At 59.8% G+C, this 17,682-nt stretch carries 21 protein-coding genes; 14 read left to right on the plus strand and 7 right to left on the minus strand.

Translation table 11 applies throughout. The features are described 5' to 3' along the window. Positions 1 to 134: 134 nt before the first annotated feature. Both AACV31_RS15670 and AACV31_RS15675 read right to left on the minus strand, forming a co-directional pair. On the minus strand, positions 135 to 833 hold the full coding sequence (locus AACV31_RS15670) for a response regulator (RefSeq protein ID WP_041923930.1): 699 nt from the start codon (positions 831 to 833) through the stop codon (positions 135 to 137). Beyond that, positions 823 to 2,457, minus strand: a complete 1,635-nt coding sequence (locus AACV31_RS15675; RefSeq protein ID WP_165155574.1) for an ATP-binding protein — start codon at positions 2,455 to 2,457, stop codon at positions 823 to 825. Before AACV31_RS15675 ends, AACV31_RS15670 begins: the two co-directional genes overlap by 11 nt. 338 nt (positions 2,458 to 2,795) lie before the next feature. On the opposite strand from AACV31_RS15675, the gene AACV31_RS15680 reads away from it, so the two are divergent. From AACV31_RS15680 to citG, 8 genes are read left to right on the plus strand one after another with little or no spacing between them, the layout of a single operon-like run. Further along, the gene (locus AACV31_RS15680) at positions 2,796 to 4,160 is read left to right on the plus strand and encodes a 2-hydroxycarboxylate transporter family protein (protein WP_165155502.1); all 1,365 of its coding nucleotides are present in this window, start codon (positions 2,796 to 2,798) and stop codon (positions 4,158 to 4,160) included. Positions 4,161 to 4,178: 18 nt separating this feature from the next. Next, the gene (locus tag AACV31_RS15685; protein ID WP_165155501.1) at positions 4,179 to 5,042 is read left to right on the plus strand and encodes a fumarylacetoacetate hydrolase family protein; all 864 of its coding nucleotides are present in this window, start codon (positions 4,179 to 4,181) and stop codon (positions 5,040 to 5,042) included. An 18-nt stretch (positions 5,043 to 5,060) separates the two neighbouring features. Then, positions 5,061 to 6,092, plus strand: coding sequence for a [citrate (pro-3S)-lyase] ligase (gene citC, locus AACV31_RS15690; RefSeq protein ID WP_105537669.1), 1,032 nt, complete (start codon positions 5,061 to 5,063; stop codon positions 6,090 to 6,092). A 25-nt stretch (positions 6,093 to 6,117) separates the two neighbouring features. Beyond that, positions 6,118 to 6,411 (plus strand): citrate lyase acyl carrier protein, encoded by a 294-nt coding sequence (gene citD / locus AACV31_RS15695; RefSeq protein ID WP_075198065.1) that lies wholly within the window; start codon positions 6,118 to 6,120, stop codon positions 6,409 to 6,411. Further along, complete coding sequence (citE, locus tag AACV31_RS15700; RefSeq protein ID WP_165155499.1) at positions 6,408 to 7,283, plus strand: citrate (pro-3S)-lyase subunit beta; 876 nt, start codon at positions 6,408 to 6,410, stop codon at positions 7,281 to 7,283. Before citD ends, citE begins: the two co-directional genes overlap by 4 nt. Positions 7,284 to 7,293: 10 nt before the next feature. Next, a complete protein-coding gene (gene citF, locus AACV31_RS15705; RefSeq protein ID WP_165155497.1) occupies positions 7,294 to 8,811 on the plus strand; it encodes a citrate lyase subunit alpha in 1,518 nt (505 codons plus the stop codon). A gap of 3 nt (positions 8,812 to 8,814) precedes the next feature. Next, entirely contained in the window at positions 8,815 to 9,354 is a 540-nt protein-coding gene (gene citX / locus AACV31_RS15710; RefSeq protein ID WP_165155495.1) for a citrate lyase holo-[acyl-carrier protein] synthase, read from the plus strand. Further along, on the plus strand, positions 9,332 to 10,174 hold the full coding sequence (citG, locus tag AACV31_RS15715; protein ID WP_165155493.1) for a triphosphoribosyl-dephospho-CoA synthase CitG: 843 nt from the start codon (positions 9,332 to 9,334) through the stop codon (positions 10,172 to 10,174). Before citX ends, citG begins: the two co-directional genes overlap by 23 nt. A gap of 196 nt (positions 10,175 to 10,370) precedes the next feature. On the opposite strand, the gene mltC is transcribed toward citG, so the two are convergent. The 3 genes from mltC to mutY are packed head-to-tail and all read right to left on the minus strand — an operon-like array spanning position 10,371 to position 12,858. Then, positions 10,371 to 11,453, minus strand: a complete 1,083-nt coding sequence (gene mltC / locus AACV31_RS15720; RefSeq protein WP_032806788.1) for a membrane-bound lytic murein transglycosylase MltC — start codon at positions 11,451 to 11,453, stop codon at positions 10,371 to 10,373. A 44-nt stretch (positions 11,454 to 11,497) separates the two neighbouring features. Next, on the minus strand, positions 11,498 to 11,773 hold the full coding sequence (locus tag AACV31_RS15725) for an oxidative damage protection protein (protein ID WP_007674938.1): 276 nt from the start codon (positions 11,771 to 11,773) through the stop codon (positions 11,498 to 11,500). Between the two features lie 2 nt (positions 11,774 to 11,775). Then, positions 11,776 to 12,858: an A/G-specific adenine glycosylase gene (mutY, locus tag AACV31_RS15730; protein WP_185155288.1), complete on the minus strand. Its 1,083-nt coding sequence runs from the start codon at positions 12,856 to 12,858 to the stop codon at positions 11,776 to 11,778. A gap of 155 nt (positions 12,859 to 13,013) precedes the next feature. Between mutY and trmB the strand changes: the two genes are divergently transcribed. The 6 genes from trmB (at position 13,014) to AACV31_RS15760 (ending at position 16,185) form a co-directional block, all read left to right on the plus strand. Next, positions 13,014 to 13,733: a tRNA (guanosine(46)-N7)-methyltransferase TrmB gene (gene trmB, locus AACV31_RS15735; RefSeq protein ID WP_165155489.1), complete on the plus strand. Its 720-nt coding sequence runs from the start codon at positions 13,014 to 13,016 to the stop codon at positions 13,731 to 13,733. Beyond that, on the plus strand, positions 13,733 to 14,059 hold the full coding sequence (locus AACV31_RS15740; RefSeq protein ID WP_007764112.1) for a YggL family protein: 327 nt from the start codon (positions 13,733 to 13,735) through the stop codon (positions 14,057 to 14,059). The genes trmB and AACV31_RS15740 overlap by 1 nt, the downstream gene beginning before the upstream one ends. Positions 14,060 to 14,109: 50 nt before the next feature. Continuing rightward, positions 14,110 to 14,826 (plus strand): YggN family protein, encoded by a 717-nt coding sequence (locus tag AACV31_RS15745; protein WP_007764111.1) that lies wholly within the window; start codon positions 14,110 to 14,112, stop codon positions 14,824 to 14,826. 148 nt (positions 14,827 to 14,974) lie between these two features. Next, positions 14,975 to 15,340 carry a hypothetical protein gene (locus tag AACV31_RS15750; RefSeq protein ID WP_165155479.1) on the plus strand — a complete coding sequence of 122 codons (366 nt, stop codon included), beginning with the start codon at positions 14,975 to 14,977 and terminating at the stop codon, positions 15,338 to 15,340. 203 nt (positions 15,341 to 15,543) lie between these two features. Beyond that, positions 15,544 to 15,732, plus strand: a complete 189-nt coding sequence (locus AACV31_RS15755; protein ID WP_007764109.1) for a type II toxin-antitoxin system HicA family toxin — start codon at positions 15,544 to 15,546, stop codon at positions 15,730 to 15,732. 15 nt (positions 15,733 to 15,747) lie between these two features. Beyond that, entirely contained in the window at positions 15,748 to 16,185 is a 438-nt protein-coding gene (locus tag AACV31_RS15760; RefSeq protein WP_165155477.1) for a type II toxin-antitoxin system HicB family antitoxin, read from the plus strand. Positions 16,186 to 16,233: 48 nt separating this feature from the next. Here the strand turns inward: AACV31_RS15760 and yjiA are convergent, their stop codons facing one another. After that, positions 16,234 to 17,199 carry a GTPase gene (yjiA, locus tag AACV31_RS15765; protein ID WP_165155475.1) on the minus strand — a complete coding sequence of 322 codons (966 nt, stop codon included), beginning with the start codon at positions 17,197 to 17,199 and terminating at the stop codon, positions 16,234 to 16,236. Between the two features lie 18 nt (positions 17,200 to 17,217). Then, entirely contained in the window at positions 17,218 to 17,421 is a 204-nt protein-coding gene (locus tag AACV31_RS15770) for a YbdD/YjiX family protein (protein ID WP_007764106.1), read from the minus strand. Positions 17,422 to 17,682 lie beyond the last annotated feature (261 nt).

Raw genomic sequence — 17,682 nt, forward strand, 5'->3', positions numbered from 1 at the left:
TTAAGAGATGGCGGGTGCGCGTTGCTTACCCGCCCTACAATCAGGGCATCGTTTTGCGTAGGGCGGGTAAGCGCAGCGCACCCGCCATAAAACCGCCCCGCCATAAAACCCGCCCCGTCATAAAAAACCAAAAATCACGCTTCTCCATCGGCCCGGCGGTACAGCCGCCGCGGGTGCCCAATCTTCCCGTACAACATCTCCACCGTCAGAAATCCGCTCTCCACGCAATGCTCAAGATACCGTCGCGTGGTGGTTTTGCTTAGGCCCGTCGCGCTCACCACGTCATCAACTGAAAAAATCTGCTCGCGGCTGTCTACAAACAGCCGCTGCACCAGCGTCAGCGTACTCTCCTCAATCCCCTTTGCGCCGGAGTCTGGCCGGAAGCTGCGCGCCTGCAACTGATACAGCGAATCCACATTCTGCTGATCCACAATCTTCCACACCCGCTGCTGCTCGCGAAACTGCACAAAGCGCTCCAGGGAGTGGTTCAGGCGCTTCCACGACACCGGCTTTAACAGATAATCGAACGCGCCGTTGCGGATCGCCTGGCTACAGGTGTCCATGTCGCTCGCGGCGGTAATGAAAATCACCGAACAGGCGCTGTTTTTAAGCGTCAGGCTCTCCGTCAGCGTAATGCCTTTGCCGTCCGGCAGATAATTATCCAGCAACACCAGATGCGGGCGTTTGTCGCGGATCTGCCGCTCGGCGTCGGCGAGCGTCGCCGCCATGCCCACCAGCCGCAAATACGGGTGCTGCTTCACCATTTCGGCGTGCAGCGCCGCCAGCTGGTTTTCATCTTCCACAATCAGTACGTCGGTCATCTCAGGTGGCATAGTCAGGTTCTCCCTGCGGTTGGGCCGGACGAACGTCGGGCGCGTCAGGAATAAAAAGTGAGAAAATCGTGCCGCGCGGCGTATTCGCTGACACTTCCAGCGTCCCACCCGCGAGCTTCACATAGCTGGCGATAAGATGCAGGCCGATACCGTGATCGCCGCGGCGTTTGGTGGTGAAACCCGGCTCGAAGATCCTGTCGCGAAGCGCGGGCGAGATCCCCACACCGCGATCCGCCACTTCGATGATCAGCTCCCGCTCATTCAGGCGGATCAACACCTCGACCGGATCGTGCGGCGCTTCGGCGCGCTGAGTAGCTTCGATGGCGTTATCGAGCAGATTGCCGATAACCGAAATCAGCTCCGCCTCGCCAAGCCCGCGGAACGCGCGCGCCATTTCGCAGGCCGGATCGAACGTCAGCGTCACGCCTTTCTCCCGCGCTCTGGCGCATTTGCCAATCAGCAGGCCGCATAAGGTAGGCGAACGAAACCGCCCGGAGATAAAATCGAGCAGCTCCTGGGTATGTTCGGTCTGGGCCTGAATATAGCCCAGCGCCTGGTCGTAATGGCCCAGATGCAGCAGCCCCGCGAGCGTCGACATCCGGTTCAACTGTTCGTGGCGCAGAATGCGCAGGTTATCCGCGTAGCGTTTCACCTGGCTTAGCTGCACGCTCAGGCTGTCGATATCCTTGCGGTCGCGAAAGGTAATCACCCAGCCCTGCAGCTCGCCTTCCAGCAGAATGCGCACCCGGCTTGCGATCACCGTCAGATGGTTGAACACGCAAATCTCATCATGCGTGTCGTTTTCCAGCATCACCTGCGGCGAGAAAAAAGAGACCGGGTTCAGTACCGCCTCCAGCGGCTGCCCGCGCAGCGAACGCGATGACACGTTCAGCCCCAGCAGCCGCTTGGCGGCGCGGTTAATCACCGCGATGCGCGAATGTTCGTCGATGGCGATAACGCCTTCGTAGATGGATTCCATCAGCGCCTTTTGCTGGCGCACCAGCAGCCCGATTTCCCGCGGCTCCAGAAAAAACATCTGTTTTTTGATGCTGCGGGTGAAGAACCACGAAAAGATAAACAGCGCCAGCAGCAGTAGCAGCGCGCCAATCAGGATATTCACCACTTTGCCAAGCGTAATGGTGTCGAGATAGCTGGTCAGATAGCCGACCGAGACAACGCCGATGACGTTACCTTGCTCGTCAAAAATCGGCGCTTTGCTGCGCAGCGACACCCCAAGCCCGCCCCGGCGAATGCTGGTAATGGTTTTGCCTTCCAGGACTTCCTGATTATCGCCGCCGATAAGTGGCGTGCCGATGCGGTCATGAAAGACAGAATGAAACAGGTGCAGACCTTTCTCATCGCCAATAACCATAAAGCTGGCGTCGCTGTGACGCGCCATGCCCGTCATAAAGGTATTAATCGCCGGAATATTACGTTGCCTGACGGCTTCGCGTAATGACGGAATGAGAGAAATCTCTTCCGCCTGTATTCTCGCGCGGCTGCTCATCTCCTGATAAAGCTGACGGCTAACGTCGAGATAATAATAAACGCCGAGCGCCGTAAACAATACGGAGAAGAATATGATGAGATGAATAAATAACTTAATACGAAAGGAAAACTTCATCATTCATTGGCGCGCCGGAATGCAAACAGTAGAGAACTGTACCATTTTTTCAGGCGCTTACCGGAACGGCGCCTGAAACTTGTGATCCCCTGCACATGGCATGGCGCGCAACGGTAACTGTTTACCCGCGTTACGTTTTTAGGCCGAAAAAAGGCCGCGCTGAATAAACGCCATAAAAACCACGCGCGTAAATTAAGCGCGGATCACATCACGTTAATTAAAACCATAAACGCCATAGGTGCCATTAAATTACCGGTATTGATTCGGCCTTCCTCACAAATTGTAAGGGTAACCTCTTTTAGGCTTATCGGGAAATATAACTACGGAGCTTAATAACAATGAGCACAACCGATGATTCTTACGTTGTACCCCACACCCCGTCTGATACGAAGCCAATATCACTGAAAGAAAAGTGGTGGCATATCATGGATTCCTGGAAAATCGGGATTATTCCACTGCCGCTGTTTGTTCTCTCCGGCGCGCTTATCGCCATTGACTGCCTGGGCGGCAAACTGCCGAGCGATATCGTGGTGATGGTCGCCACGCTCGCGTTCTTCGGCTTCGCCTGCGGCGAGTTCGGCAAACGTCTGCCGGTGGTCGGCAAAATGGGCGCGGCGGCGATTTGCGCCACCTTCATCCCTTCCGCACTGGTCTATTACGGCTGGCTGCCGGATGTGGTCGTGGAATCCACCACCAAATTCTATAAATCTACCAACATTCTCTATCTCTACATCTGCTGCATTATCGTCGGCAGCATCATGAGCATGAACCGCACCACGCTGATCCAGGGCTTTCTGCGCATTTTCTTCCCGATGCTGTGTGGCGAAATCGTCGGCATGGTGGTGGGGATGGGCGTGGGCATCGCGCTGGGCATGGATCCGTTCCAGATCTTCTTCTTCCTGATCCTGCCTATTATGGCGGGCGGCGTGGGCGAAGGCGCTATCCCGCTCTCCATCGGTTACGCGACGCTGCTGCATATGGATCAGGGCGTGGCGCTGGGCCGCGTGCTGCCTATCGTCATGCTCGGCAGCCTTACCGCGATTATCATCGCCGGTTGCCTTAACCAGCTTGGCAAACGCTACCCGCACCTGACCGGCGAAGGCGAACTGATGCCGGATCGCGGCGACAAACCGCAAACCCAGACGCTGACCACCGCGTTCAGCGGCAAGGCTGACGTCACCACTATTGCCTCCGGCGCGCTGCTGGCGGTGCTGCTCTATATGCTCGGCATGCTTGGCCATAAGCTAATTGGCCTGCCTGCGCCCGTTGGCATGCTGTTTATCGCGGTCTTTATCAAGCTGGCGCATGGCGTCTCTCCGCGCCTGCTGGAAGGCTCGCAGGTGGTCTACAAATTCTTCCAGACCTCTGTGACCTACCCGATCCTCTTCGCTGTCGGCGTGGCGATCACCCCGTGGGAAGAGCTGATGCACGCCTTTACGCTCAACAACCTGCTGGTGATTGTCAGCACCGTGTCGGCGCTGGTGGCGACGGGCTTTTTCGTCGGCAAGAAAATCGGGATGCACCCGATTGATGTGGCCATCGTCTCCTGCTGCCAGAGCGGGCAGGGCGGCACCGGCGACGTCGCCATTCTTACCGCGGGCAACCGCATGACCTTAATGCCTTTCGCTCAGATTGCCACCCGCATCGGCGGCGCGATTAACGTCTCGCTCTCCCTGCTGGTGCTGAGCAATTTCCTTATTTAATCCTCAGGATACGTTGTTATGAAACTTGCGAGTTATCTCCATCAGGGCCGCCGCAGCTACGGCATTGTCACGGATAAAGGCGTGGTGGATCTCGGCTCCCGTCTCGGGGCGCATTATGCGGATCTCAAAACGCTGCTGGCGCAGGATGCGCTGGACAAGGCGCGTGGCTACGCCGATGCGCCCGCCGATGTGGCGATCAGCGACGTGATGTTTTTGCCGGTTATCGAACAGCCGGAGAAGATCCTCTGTGTGGGCATGAATTACGCCGAGAAACGCAAAGAGTTTGACCAGCACAACCCGGCGCCGACGCTGTTTGTTCGCTTCCCGGATTCGCAGACCGGCCATAACGCGCCGGTGCTCAAACCGCGGCACTCCAGCGAGTTTGATTACGAAGGGGAACTTGCGGTGATCATCGGGCGCGGCGGCGAAAACATCGCGCGCGAGGCGGCGCTCTCGCACGTGGCGGGCTACAGCTGCTACATGGACGGCTCGGCGCGCGACTGGCAGCACACCTGGTTTACGGCGGGCAAAAACTGGCGGCAGACCGGCGCGTTCGGCCCGTGGATGACGACCGCCGATGAGATCCCCGATCCGCACCAGCTCGCCATCCGCACCTGGCTTAACGGACGCATGGTGCAGGATGACAACACCCGCAGCATGATCCACGGCGTGGCGGAGCTTATCGAATACATCAGCACCTTCACCCGCTTAAGCGCGGGCGATGTGATCATCACCGGATCGCCTGGCGGCGTCGGTAAAAAACGCACGCCGCCGCTCTTTATGAAACCGGGCGACAAAATCGAGGTGGAGATCGAGCGGATCGGTCATCTGTGCAATGTGATCGCCGAAGCGCCCGTCGCGCATCCGGCGCCTGCCCACTAAGCGAAGCCGGACGGACGTATGAGCAATCTGGAACTGGTCACCGTGGCGCTCGCCCGCCAGCCGCAGGAGAAAACGCGCGTCGCGGCGTTTCTCGCCAGCCATCAACTGGGGATGGATGAGGACGTCACGCATGTCGTAGTTGCCGTGGCGCAGGGCGATATCGCGGGCTGCGCGGGGCTTGCGGGCAACGTGATTAAAGGCGTGGCGGTGGATGAGCGCTGGCGCGGCGAAAACCTCAGCGCCCGTCTGCTGGTGGAGGTGGAAAACCTGGCGATGAGCCTCGGCCACTTTCATCTGTTTCTCTGCACGCGTCCGTACAACCTGGAGCGCTTTCGCCGCTGCGGCTTCTGGCCGCTCGCGCAGTGCGACGACATCGCGGCGCTCCTTGAAAACACGCCCTCCGGCATCCGCCGTTACTGCCAACAGCTCGGCAGGCTGAAACAGCCCGGCGCGCGTATCGGCGCAGTGGTGATGAACGCCAATCCGTTTACGCTCGGCCACCGTTTTCTGGCCGAACAGGCGGCGAGTGCGAGCGACTGGCTGCATCTTTTTGTGGTGCGCGAAGAGGCGTCGTTTTTCCCTTACCGCGAACGGCTCGCGATGGTGCGGGCAGGCGTCGCGCATCTGCCGAACGTCACGGTGCACGAAGGCTCGGCGTATCTCATTTCGCGCGCCACCTTTCCGGGCTACTTCCTCAAGGAGCGCGGGCTGGTGGAGCAGGCCTGGAGCGGGCTGGATTTGCAGATTTTCCGCCGCTATATCGCGCCTGCGCTCGGCATTAACCGACGCTTCGTCGGCAGCGAACCGTTCTGCCCGGTGACGCGCGCCTACAACCAGGCGATGCGCACGTGGCTTGAGCGCGCGCCGGTGAGCGCGCCGCCGGTAGACGTTATCGAAATTCCACGACTTAGCCACGCTGCGGGCGAGGCGATTTCCGCATCCGAAGTGCGCCGCCTGCTCAGGGCGCAGCATTTTTCTTCGATTCGCGAACGGGTGCCGGACAGCACTTACGCCCTTCTTACGCAACGTTATCGCGCTGAAGTGGCCTGAATTCTTATCTGACAGGACAACCGTAATGAAGATAGTCAAGGAGGCGCTGGCGGGGACCGCCGAGTCCAGCGACCTGATGGTGAAAATCGCCCCGGCGGCGGGCGAGCTGGAGATTGAAATCTACAGCGATGTGATAAAGCAGTTCGGCGACCAGATCCGCCGCGTGGTGAAAGAGACGCTCGCGGCCATGGACGTGTACGAAGGGCTGGTGATTATCGAGGATAAAGGCGCGCTGGATTGCGTGATCCGCGCCCGGCTGCAAAGCGCGGTACTGCGCGCCTGCGAGGCGCAGCCGCTGCGCTGGGAGGCGCTCAAATGAGCAAACTTCGCCGCAGTATGTTGTTTCTGCCCGGCGCGAACGCCGCCATGCTCTCCACCGCGTTTATCTACCGGCCTGATTCCATCATGTTCGATCTCGAAGACGCCGTGGCGCTGCGCGAGAAAGACACCGCGCGCCTGCTGGTCTTCCATGCCCTGCAACACCCGATGTACCGGGATATCGAAACCGTGGTGCGCATCAACCCGCTCAGCACGCCGTTCGGGCTGCCCGATCTCGAAGCGGCGGTGCGCGCAGGCGTCGACGTGATCCGGCTGCCGAAAACCGACTCGCCGGAGGATATCGACGAGCTGGAAGGCCACCTGGCGCGCATTGAGCGCGAATGCGGGCGCGAGCCTGGCTCGACGCGCGTCATGGCGGCCATTGAGTCGGCGGTAGGCGTCATTAATGCCGTGGCGATCGCCCGCAGCTCCCCGCGCCTTATCGGTATTGCGCTCGCGGCGTTCGATTATGTGATGGATATGCAGACCGAGCGCGGCGACGGCACGGAACTCTTCTACGCCCGCTGCGCGGTGCTGCATGCGGCGCGCGCCGCCGGGATCGACGCGTTCGACGTGGTGTGGTCTGACGTCAATGACGAAGCGGGCTTTTTAAAAGAGGTCGATCTTATTCGCAAGATGGGCTTTAACGGCAAATCGCTTATCAACCCGCGTCAGATAGATCTCCTGCACAACGCCTATGCGCCAACGCAGGAGGAAGTGGTTTACGCCCGCCGCGTGATTGCCGCCGCCGAAGAGGGCGAGCGCAACGGGCTCGGCGTGGTGTCGCTCAACGGCAAGATGATTGACGCGCCGATTATCAACCATGCGCAGGTGGTGCTGGAACGCGCCGCCGCCTCCGGCGTGCGCCGTTAAGGAGAGAATCATGAACCAGACAGAACTTCTGCATGTGCAGTTTCCGCACCTGCGCGACCTCACGCCCTTCGACACCGCCCACACCGCCACGCCATGGCTGGCGGATGACGAGCAGAAACACACCCGCAAACTGTGCGCGTCGCTGGAAGAGGCGGTGCGCAAAAGCGGCCTGCGCGACGGCATGACGATTTCCTTCCACCACGCGTTTCGTGAAGGCGACCGGGTGATCAACCAGGTGGTGGCGACGCTCGCGCAGATGGACTTTAAAAACCTGACGCTGGCGTCAAGCTCGCTGATGACCTGCAACGATCCGCTGATTGAGCATATCCAAAGCGGCGTTATTACGCGGATTTACACCTCCGGCATGCGCGGCAAACTCGCCGAGGCGGTCTCCCACGGGCTGATGGCGGAGCCGGTGCAGATCCACTCCCACGGCGGGCGCGTCAAACTGTTGCAGGATGGCGAGCTGAAGATTGACGTGGCGTTTCTCGGCGTGCCGTGCAGCGACGAATTCGGCAACGCCAACGGCAGCCACGGCAAGTCCTGCTGCGGCTCGCTCGGCTACGCGATGGTGGATGCGCAGTTCGCCCGCAACGTGGTGCTGCTGACCGAAACCCTGGCGCCATACCCGAATATGCCCGCGAGCCTGTCGCAGGATCGCGTGGATTTCGTGGTGCCGGTGGAGAGCGTGGGCGACCCGGCAAAAATCAGCGTCGGCGCGGCGCGCGTCACCAGCAATCCGCGCGAGCTGATGATTGCGCGCTACGCCGCTGACGTTATCGAACACTCCGGCTATTTCAAAGACGGCTTCTCGATGCAGACCGGCTCCGGCGCGGCGTCCACCGCCTGCACGCGCTTTATGGGCGAGAAAATGGCGCGCCACGGCATAAAAGCGCGCTTCGCGCTCGGCGGCATTACCGGCAGCCTGGTGGATCTGCATGAAAAAGGGCTGATTGAGGTGCTGCTCGACACCCAGTGCTTTGACAGCCAGGCGGCGGCGTCACTCGCCCGCAACCCGAAGCACATCGAAATCTCCACCAATGTTTACGCGAGCCCCGCCAGCAAAGCGGCCTGCTGCGACAAGCTTGATGTGGTCATCCTGAGCGCGCTGGAAATCGACGTCGGGTTTAACGTCAACGTGATAACCGGCTCTGACGGCGTGATGCGCGGCGCGTCCGGCGGGCATTGCGACGTGGCCGCGGCGGCGAATCTCACGATTGTGGTGGCGCCGCTGCTGCGCAGCCGTATTCCAACGGTCGTCAAACGCGTCACCACTCGCCTGACCCCGGGGGAGAGCATTGACGTGCTGGTTACCGATCACGGCATTGCGGTTAACCCGGCGCGGCCCGAGGTGCGTGAGCGACTGGTCGCCGCGGGGCTTAACGTTGTCGATATTCATGCGCTGTGCGAACGCGCCGTGGCGATCGCCGGCGAGCCGAAACCCATTGAATTCACCGACCGCATTGTCGGCGTGGTGCGCTACCGCGACGGCAGCGTCATCGACGTGGTGCGTCAGGTTAAGGAGTAACGTATGGAAATTGATACGCCCGTGAATCCGGGCGTCACGCTTGATGAGCTGCTGGCGGCGAAAGAGACGCGCGCCCGTCGCCAGCAGGCGTGGCTTGCCCGCTACGGCCAGCCGGTCATTTCGCTCTCGCTGGTCACCCCAGGCCCTGTGAAAGACAGTGTGCGTTATCGCAACGCGTTCGCGGTGGCGGTGCAGGCCTGCGATCAACTGCTCTGGCAGCATCGCTGGCCGTGGCTTGCGCGCGAGGTGTTTCACGCGCATACGGGGCCGACGGCGCTCTGGAGCGTGGCGCACCCGGCGAGCGAAATCAAAGCGCTGTGCGTGGCGCTTGAGCAGACGCATCCGCTCGGCAGGCTGTGGGATTTTGACATTCACTGTCCGCAGGCGGGCCAGGTGGGACGCGCGTCGCTCGACCGTCCGGGGCGGCGCTGTCTGTTGTGCGATGAACCAGCGCATGCCTGCGCGCGTTCGCGCCGTCATCCGCTGGAAGAGGTGGTCGGACGCGTGGAGAATATGATCGATGACTGGTTTGCCCGCGACTGATCCGCGCCCGGCGCGCCTGCCTGATGTGCCGTCGCTCGCTGTGGCGGCGCTCTACGCCGAACTGAACCTGACGCCAAAACCGGGGCTGGTGGACCGCGCCAATAGCGGCGCGCACCGGGATATGGATCACGCGCTGTTTGTCGCCAGCATCGGGGCGATTGCGCCGTGGCTGCGGGTGTTTTATCAGCAGGGCGCGCAGGACGCGGGGCTTGGCGAAAGCGAGATCCTGCGGCGGCTGCGTCCGGCGGGGCTCGCGTGTGAGCAGGCGATGTTCAGCGCCACCGGCGGCGTGAATACGCATAAAGGCGGTATTTTCTCGCTCGGCCTGCTGTGCGCCGCCGCGGGCAGGCTGACGGCGCAGGGGGAACCGCTGACGCAAACCACGCTCTGTATGACGGTGAGCGCGCTGACACGCGGCCTGGTGGCGCGCGAGCTGGCGCACGGGCGGCGGGCGGCGACGGCGGGGGAGCGGTTGTATCGCCAGTTTGGCCTGACCGGCGCGCGCGGCGAGGTGGAGAGCGGCTTTGCGACGGTGCGCCGCCACGTTTTGCCGTTCTGGCAGCACGCGCCGGGCGAGAGGGGGTTGCAGCAGGCGCTGCTGCGGCTGATGGCGGTTAACCCGGATACCAATCTGGCGTCACGCGGGGGGCTGGCGGGGCTGCGTTACGTGCAGGAATACGCGAGCAGTCTGCTGGCGCGCGGCTGGGACGACGAGGCGTTGCGGGAGATGGACAGGGCGCTTATCGCGCGCAACTTAAGCCCCGGCGGCAGCGCGGATTTGCTGGCGGTGAGCTGGCTGCTCGCGGCGCTGCCTTGGTGATGCGGCATTAAAAAAGGCGGGTGCGCTGCGCTTACCCGCCCTACGATTCAGCCAAACGCTATTATAGAGCGGCTAAGCGCAGCGCACCCACCGGATAAAAGATTACTCGCCTTCTGTAGGGTGGGTAAGCGAAGCGCACCCACCGAACTGCCATCACCCACAAAACCAGCGCTACGCGCCCAAACCATCGACACGCTTATTTACGGCGGTACATCTTCTGCGCGGTATTCACCTTGTAGAGATAACGCCGCGATTCCGCCGACGGGTGACGGCTGGTGAGCGTCTCGTAAACATCGCCCGGCGACAGCTGGTTGATGATATTCACCGCCCGATCTTTGTCGCTTGAGAACACGCGCAACACGCTGCCCGCGCCGCCGTTATAGGCGGTGATCACGGCGTAACGACGCGAGGTCGGGTTGGCGATGCCGCCCAGATACACATTGTCGAGCATCGCCAGATACGCGGTGCCGGTATCGATGTTGCTTTGCGGATCGAACAGATAGCTGCGGCTCGGCGTGCCCCATTTGCCCTGGGAGCGGAAAACATCCTTACCGGCGCTGTGCTGCACCACCTGCATCAGCCCGAGCGCGTCGGCATGGCTGACCGCATAGGGGTTAAATGACGATTCGGTCTGCATAATCGCCAGGATCAGCGATTCATCCACGCCATATTTGCGCGAGGCCTGACGCACCATACCGATGTATTTATGGGCACGCTTGTCGAGGTGGTTCGGCACCAGGTTAATGGTCACGCTGTAGATAATACGCAGGCCGTTGCTGCGGCTCTTCAGGCGCGTTTGCAGGAGGTAGTCGGCGAATTTCGACGCGCGGCCTTCCCAGCGGATCGGCTGCCCGGTGTTGTCCACCACCTGGCCGTAGAGGAACGGCTCGCGGGAGATCTGAATATCGTTAACGTCGGAGTAGAGATCGATTGAGCCCGGATCGTCGCCCATCAGCAGTGTGGTGATAATCGCCTGACGCAGGCGCGCCGCGGGCTCGGTACCGGCGATCGTCTCAACCGTAATGGTGCCGTCGTCGAAGTTAATATGGCTGCGCGTCTGGTATTGATCGGTATATTTCACGTAGTCCTTCGGACCCGCGATTAAAACTTCGTTAAATCCCCAGATGTTTTCAATGTTATGGGCAAACTGGCCCATCAGAATGTCAAACCCGTTGGTGTCCTTAATCCAGGCCTCGTTATAGGCGTTTTCGGCGTTTTTTTTGCTGGAGCAGGAGATGAGCAACGGCGCAATCAAAGCGAGCGCAAATATTTTTTTCATCATTCCGGGCGTGCTGTTGGGTTAAATGAAAGGGCCAGAGGCCCTTACTGTTGTTCCGGCGGCGTGTAGCCTTCAATGTGCACATTTTTGCCTTCAAACAGGAAATTCACCATCTCCTGCTCCAGCAGCTTGCGATGCTCCGGGTTCATCATATTGAGTTTTTTCTCGTTGATAAGCATGGTCTGCGTCTTCTGCCATTGCGCCCAGGCTTCTTTCGAGATTTCGTTATAGATACGCTTACCCAGTTCGCCCGGATAGAGCTGGAAATCCTGGCCTTCGGCGTCGCGCTGAAGAAAAGTACAAAAAATAGTTCTGCTCATCATCAATCCTCATGAATGGCGCGAACGGGGCGGGACGCCACCGGCTCTGCGCGCACTTGCTGTAACAGGCGCTCTACGGGGGCGGCAAGGCCCACCGCTGGCGGCTGCGCTAAGTTATACCAGAGACCCGACGCTTCATCCATGCAGGCGGCGGTCTGCTGCACGCCAAGCCACATCGGCACGATATCCAGATGGAAATGGCTGAAGGTGTGGCGAAAGGCGGTCAGTTGCGTCAGGCCGTCTGCGGCAATGCCGCGCGAGCCCAGCCATTCCCGTAGCGCGGCTTCGCTCTCAAACTGCGGGAAACAGTACAGACCGCCCCATAAGCCCACCGGCGGGCGCTGCTGTAAAAAGAGCGAGCCTTCATGCTGCAGCAGCAGAAAATAGCCGGTTTTCTCCGGCAGGATTTGTTTGGGCTTCTTGCCGGGGTATTTCGCATAGCTCTGGTGGGCGAACGCCTCGCAACCATTATTGAGCGGGCAGATCTCGCATTTGGGTTTCGAGCGGGTGCAGACCATCGCGCCGAGATCCATCATCGCCTGGTTAAAGCGCGCCACGCCTTCTGCAGGCGTTACCCTTTCGCTTATCTGCCACAGGCGGTTTTCCACTTCCTTTTTACCCGGCCACCCTTCGACCGCGTAACATCGCGCCAGCACGCGTTTCACGTTGCCGTCGAGGATAGGGAAATGTTTGCCAAGCGACAACGACAGCACCGCGCCTGCGGTAGAGCGCCCGACGCCCGGCAGCGCGGCGATCTCTTCGAACGTTTCGGGGAAGATGCCGCCGTGCAGCGTCGCCACCTGCTGCGCCGCCTTATGTAAATTGCGGGCGCGAGCGTAGTAGCCAAGCCCGGTCCACAGGTGCAGCACATCGTCGAGCGGCGCGTTAGCCAGCGCCGTCACGTCAGGAAAGCGCGCCATAAACCGCTCAAAATAGGGGATAACGGTGGTAACCTGCGTTTGTTGCAGCATGACTTCCGAGAGCCATACTTTGTAAGGGGTTTTCTCCTGCTGCCAGGGAAGGGTTTTGCGCCCATATTTGTCGTACCAGTCGAGCACCTGGCGGGAGAACTGCTGTGCCTGCATCATTAACGCGTGGCTTCCGGCTTGAAGAAATCAGGGGCTGTGATTCCAGCACACGCCCTGCAGGCTGTAAACAGGAACTTTCCTGTGCTTGCATCGGGCAACTATCTTTGGATAATGCCCGTTTCCCGAACCACTACTCAAACAGACTAATCGCCATGAATAACGACGTCATTTCACCGGAATTTGATGAAAACGGTCGCCCGCTGCGCCGTATTCGCAGCTTCGTCCGCCGCCAGGGGCGCCTGACCAAAGGGCAGCAGCACGCGCTGGACCACTACTGGCCGGTGATGGGCGTTGAATATAGCGCAGAGCCGCTCGATCTCGTCGCGCTGTTTGGCCGCGACGCGCCGGTCACGCTGGAAATCGGCTTCGGCATGGGCTCGTCGCTGGTGGAGATGGCGAAAACCAATCCGCAGCAGAATTTTTTAGGCATTGAAGTGCACTCGCCGGGCGTGGGCGCGTGCCTGAGCGCCGCCCATGAAGAGGGCGTCGAAAACCTGCGGGTGATGTGTCATGACGCGGTGGAAGTGCTGGAGAAAATGATCCCGGACGGCTCGCTGCATATGGTGCAGCTCTTTTTTCCGGATCCGTGGCACAAAGCGCGTCATAATAAGCGCCGCATCGTACAGGCGTCGTTCGCGCAGCTGGTTCTGAGCAAATTACAGCCCGGCGGCGTCTTCCATATGGCGACCGACTGGGAACCTTATGCCGAACATATGCTCGAAGTAATGTCTTCGGTGGAAGGATATGAGAACCTGTCCCCGACTCAGGATTATGTACCGCGCCCGGCTTCGCGCCCGGTGACCAAATTTGAACAGCGTGGCCATCGTCTTGGCCACGGCGTATGGGACTTAATGTTCGGGAGAGTAAAATAATGGCGAAGAACCGTAGCCGTCGTCTGCGTAAGAAGATGCACATCGACGAATTTCAGGAACTGGGCTTTACGGTAACCTGGCGTTTCCCGCAGGGCGCCACGGATGAGCAGATCAACACCACGGTCGACGAGCTTATCAACGAGGCAATCGAGCCAAACGGTCTCGCCTTCGGCGGGAGCGGCAACCAGGCCTGGGAAGGGCTGGTGTTCCGCCAGCAGATCGGCAAATGCACCGAGGAAGATCGCGAAGTCGTGCGTAAATGGCTGGAAGCGCGCGGCATGACGGATGTCCAGGTCAGCGAACTGGTCGACATCTGGTGGGATTAAGTTAAAAAACGGGTCGGTTCTGCCGACCCGTTAGCTTTTCAGGAGCGAGTATGATGCGTAAAGCGCTGCTGGGCGTATTGCTGGTGACGGCGATGCAGGCCCAGGCGGAATACAAATGCAGCGTCACGCCGCGCGACGACGTGGTGCTTAAGCCTCAGCATGTGCAGGTGGTGGGTGAAAACGGCGACCTGGTCATCGGCCCTGACGGCGCGGTGCAGTTTAACGGCAAGCCGGTAACGCTTTCCGCAGCCCAGCGCCAGCAGGCGCTCGACTACCAGAAAGCGCTGCGCGCCACGCTGCCGTGGGTCGATCAGGGCGCGCTGTCGCGCGTTGAGAAAGGCCGCGTCGCGCTGGATAAAATCATCGCCAAAGAAGTGGGTGAAAACAGCAGCATGCGCGGGCGTCTTACGAAGCTCGACGCCCAGCTGAAAACGCAGATGAACCGAATCATTGAGCATCGCGACGACGGGCTGACATTCCACTATAAAGCCATCGATCAGGTGCGCGCCGACGGCCAGCAGCTGGTGAATCAGGCGATGGGCGGCATTCTGCAGGACAGCATTAACGAAATGGGCGCCAAAGCGGTGCTGAAAGGCGGCGGCAACCCGCTGCAAGGCGTGCTCGGGAGCCTGGGCGGCCTGCAAACCGCCATCCAGAATGAATGGAAAAACCAGGAGGCGGATTTCCAGCAGTTTGGCCGTGAAGTCTGTACCCGCACCATTCAGCTCGAAGAACAGCGCCAGGCGCTGGTGGGCAGCTTAAAATAACCGTAACGGGAGCGCCTGCTCCCGTTTTTTCCTGCTTCGCGTTACCCCGTCAGATACATTCAGTTACAGAGAATCACAATCGCTTCCTCTTTGTCTTACTTTTTAGCACTACTCTCTACGGGTAACTTCATAAGACGCGAGGACGCGGATGAAACGGGATATTTCAGCAGGGAGCCTTATTTCTTTCTTCTTGCTCGCTATCATCATGCTGAACGTCGCCGTGCTCTGGACGCAAAATTACCAGGCCGGAAGCGGAACCGTTAGCGCATCAGCCGAACGTTGCGCGGCTTCCGGTTTTGACGCTGCGCCGGGGCGTTGTGAAGAAGATGCGCCGCCCGCAGGGCCGCTCCCCGGCGAACCGCCATTACATGTGACCGACGACGTGTTGCCTCCTGTCAGCCCGCTGTTTTCCCCCGCACAACTCGCGCTCTACCGCGACGACGATGTTTATTTTCTGGATGACCTCCCTGAAGACGACTTCTGGCTGGAGGAGGAATCCGGCGATCCGTGGTAACCCGACAGATCGGTTGTTAACACGATTCCTTGTTTCTACGCCTGATGCCTGGCATTTCTGAAGCCGTCTCGCAGCGTTGAATGTCCACTCTTTACCCACTTTTATAAACCCGCATAGTTATCCTCTGTATGTTTGCCAGCGGCCTGTATGGCCCGTTTATTTCGTGTGTATTCGTGTGTATATTGATGGTGCCAGGAGGGCGGATGAGATCCAGCGAGCTTATCAGGCGGCTGCAGACGGCAGGGTGCGAATGCGTCAGGCATAACGGCGGCAGTCATCAAATCTGGTGGTCGCCGCTTACCGGCAAAACGTTTCCGGTGCCGCACCCGAAAAAGGATCTGCCGCCGGGTACGCTAAACGCCATCCTGAAAATGGCCGGTCTTAAACCGTAACTCGCGGAGGCAAACATGTTTTTTTCTGTAGGCGTTGAAACGCCCGCCAGCGATGACATGGCGTGGGGCATCGTGGTGCCTGCGCTATGTAATGAAGAATTTGGCTGTTATTCCGCCGCCGATGATAAGGCTGGCATCGCGCCCGCGGCGAGAGAGGCGATTTTGCTGATGCTTGAAGAGATGATCCGCAGCGGTAAATATCGCGCGGAATCGCTTAACGATGCCGGTCATCTCACCTATGCCGCGCACCCGGATTATCGCGCGTATGATAGCTGGTTTGTGATTGAAGTGGATCTTAGCGGGCTGGAAGGGCGCCAGCAGCGCATTAATATTATGCTGCCGGATACGCTTATCCAGCGCATCGATAATCGGGTGAAGGCGAGCGACGGGCGATACCGTGACCGCAGCCACTTTCTGGCGCAGGCGGCGCGCCATGAGCTGCAGGACGAGTAACGCGCTATTCGCCAAAGGCGTATTCCTCTGGCATCAGGAAGCGCCTGTTTATGCCCCCGGCGCCAGTGCGGCGAAAGCGGCGCGGATCTCGTCTTCCGGCAGGTGCGCGCCGATAAACACCAGCGTGCTTTGCGGCGTTTCGTCGTCCGACCATTCGCGGTCCCAGTCGGCGCTGTAAAGTCGCTGGACGCCCTGGAACAGCAGGCGGCGCGGCTCTTCTTTAATAAACAGCATCCCTTTGTATCGCATGAGATTGTCGGCGAACTGCAACAGCAGCCCTTCCATCACGCGGGAAATCGCATCCAGCGCCACCGGATAATCAAAATTCACCACAATGGATGTGATATCAGTCTGCGTCGGTGCCGCGAAGTGAAAGCGCGGCGCGGGCTGTACGATACGCTCTTCCAGCATAAAGCCCTGGGTGTCGAAAATCAGGCTCAGATCCACCTCGCCATGCACCACCGGATGCACCGGCGCGCGCGCGTTAATGCGGCACAGGCGAGCCAGCAAGGCCTCGTCTTCGCCCGCCACGTCGGTTTTGGTGAGCAGAATGCGATCCGCGTAGCCGATTTGCGACTGCGCCAGCGCGTAGCGGTCCATCTGCTGCCCGGCGTGCACTGCGTCCACCAGTGTGATGACGCCATCCAGCAGGTAGCGTTCACACAGGGTGTCGTGGGAGAAAAACGTCTGGATAATGGGGCCGGGGTCCGCCATGCCGGTGCATTCGATAATGACGCGATCAAATGGGCTGACGCCGCTGTCCAGCAGCTCCAGTAAATCGAGCAGCGCTGATTCCAGCTCCTGCGAACGGGTGCAGCAGATGCAGCCATTGCTGAGCGTTTTCATTTGTGTGGCGCGGCTGCCGAGGATCTCGCTGTCGATGGGCGTTTCGCCGAATTCGTTTTCAATCACCGCGATTTTGTAGCCGTGATCGGCCTCAAGGATATGACGCAGCAGCGTGGTTTTTCCGGCGCCGAGAAAGCCGGTTAACAGCGTGACCGCAACAGGTTGCATTTTTACCTCCGGTAATTATCAGCAGCAGCGCATGCCGCCTTCGCCGCTTCCACCGTAGCGCGCTTCCTGGCGCTCGCGGAAGAATTCGTCATAGGTCATGTACGGTTTATCAGGGTGATTGGTCTTCATATGCTCAACGTAGTTGTCATAGTCCGGGATCCCAATCAGCATTTTTGCCGCCTGACCCAGGTATTTTTTCGCTTGCCCTAAGTTACCAAACATTATGTTCCCCAGACAGAAAAAGCCCGGCGGCGTGATGCGGGCCGGGGCTTCAGATTATGTGCGTTGACGTGATTTAAGGTGGGTGCGCTCCGCTTACCCACCCTACGAACCGAATCCGCATCTGTCCGGTGGGTGCGCTTCGCTTATCCACCCTACGAACCGAATCCGCGCCTGTGTGGTGGGTGCGCTTCGCTTACCCACCCTACGAACCGAATCCGCGCCTGTGCGGTGGGTGCGCTTCGCTTACCCACCCTACGAACC

It is taken from the genome of Cronobacter sp. EKM101R, from assembly GCF_963888145.1.
Taxonomy (GTDB): Bacteria; Pseudomonadota; Gammaproteobacteria; order Enterobacterales; family Enterobacteriaceae; genus Cronobacter; species Cronobacter turicensis.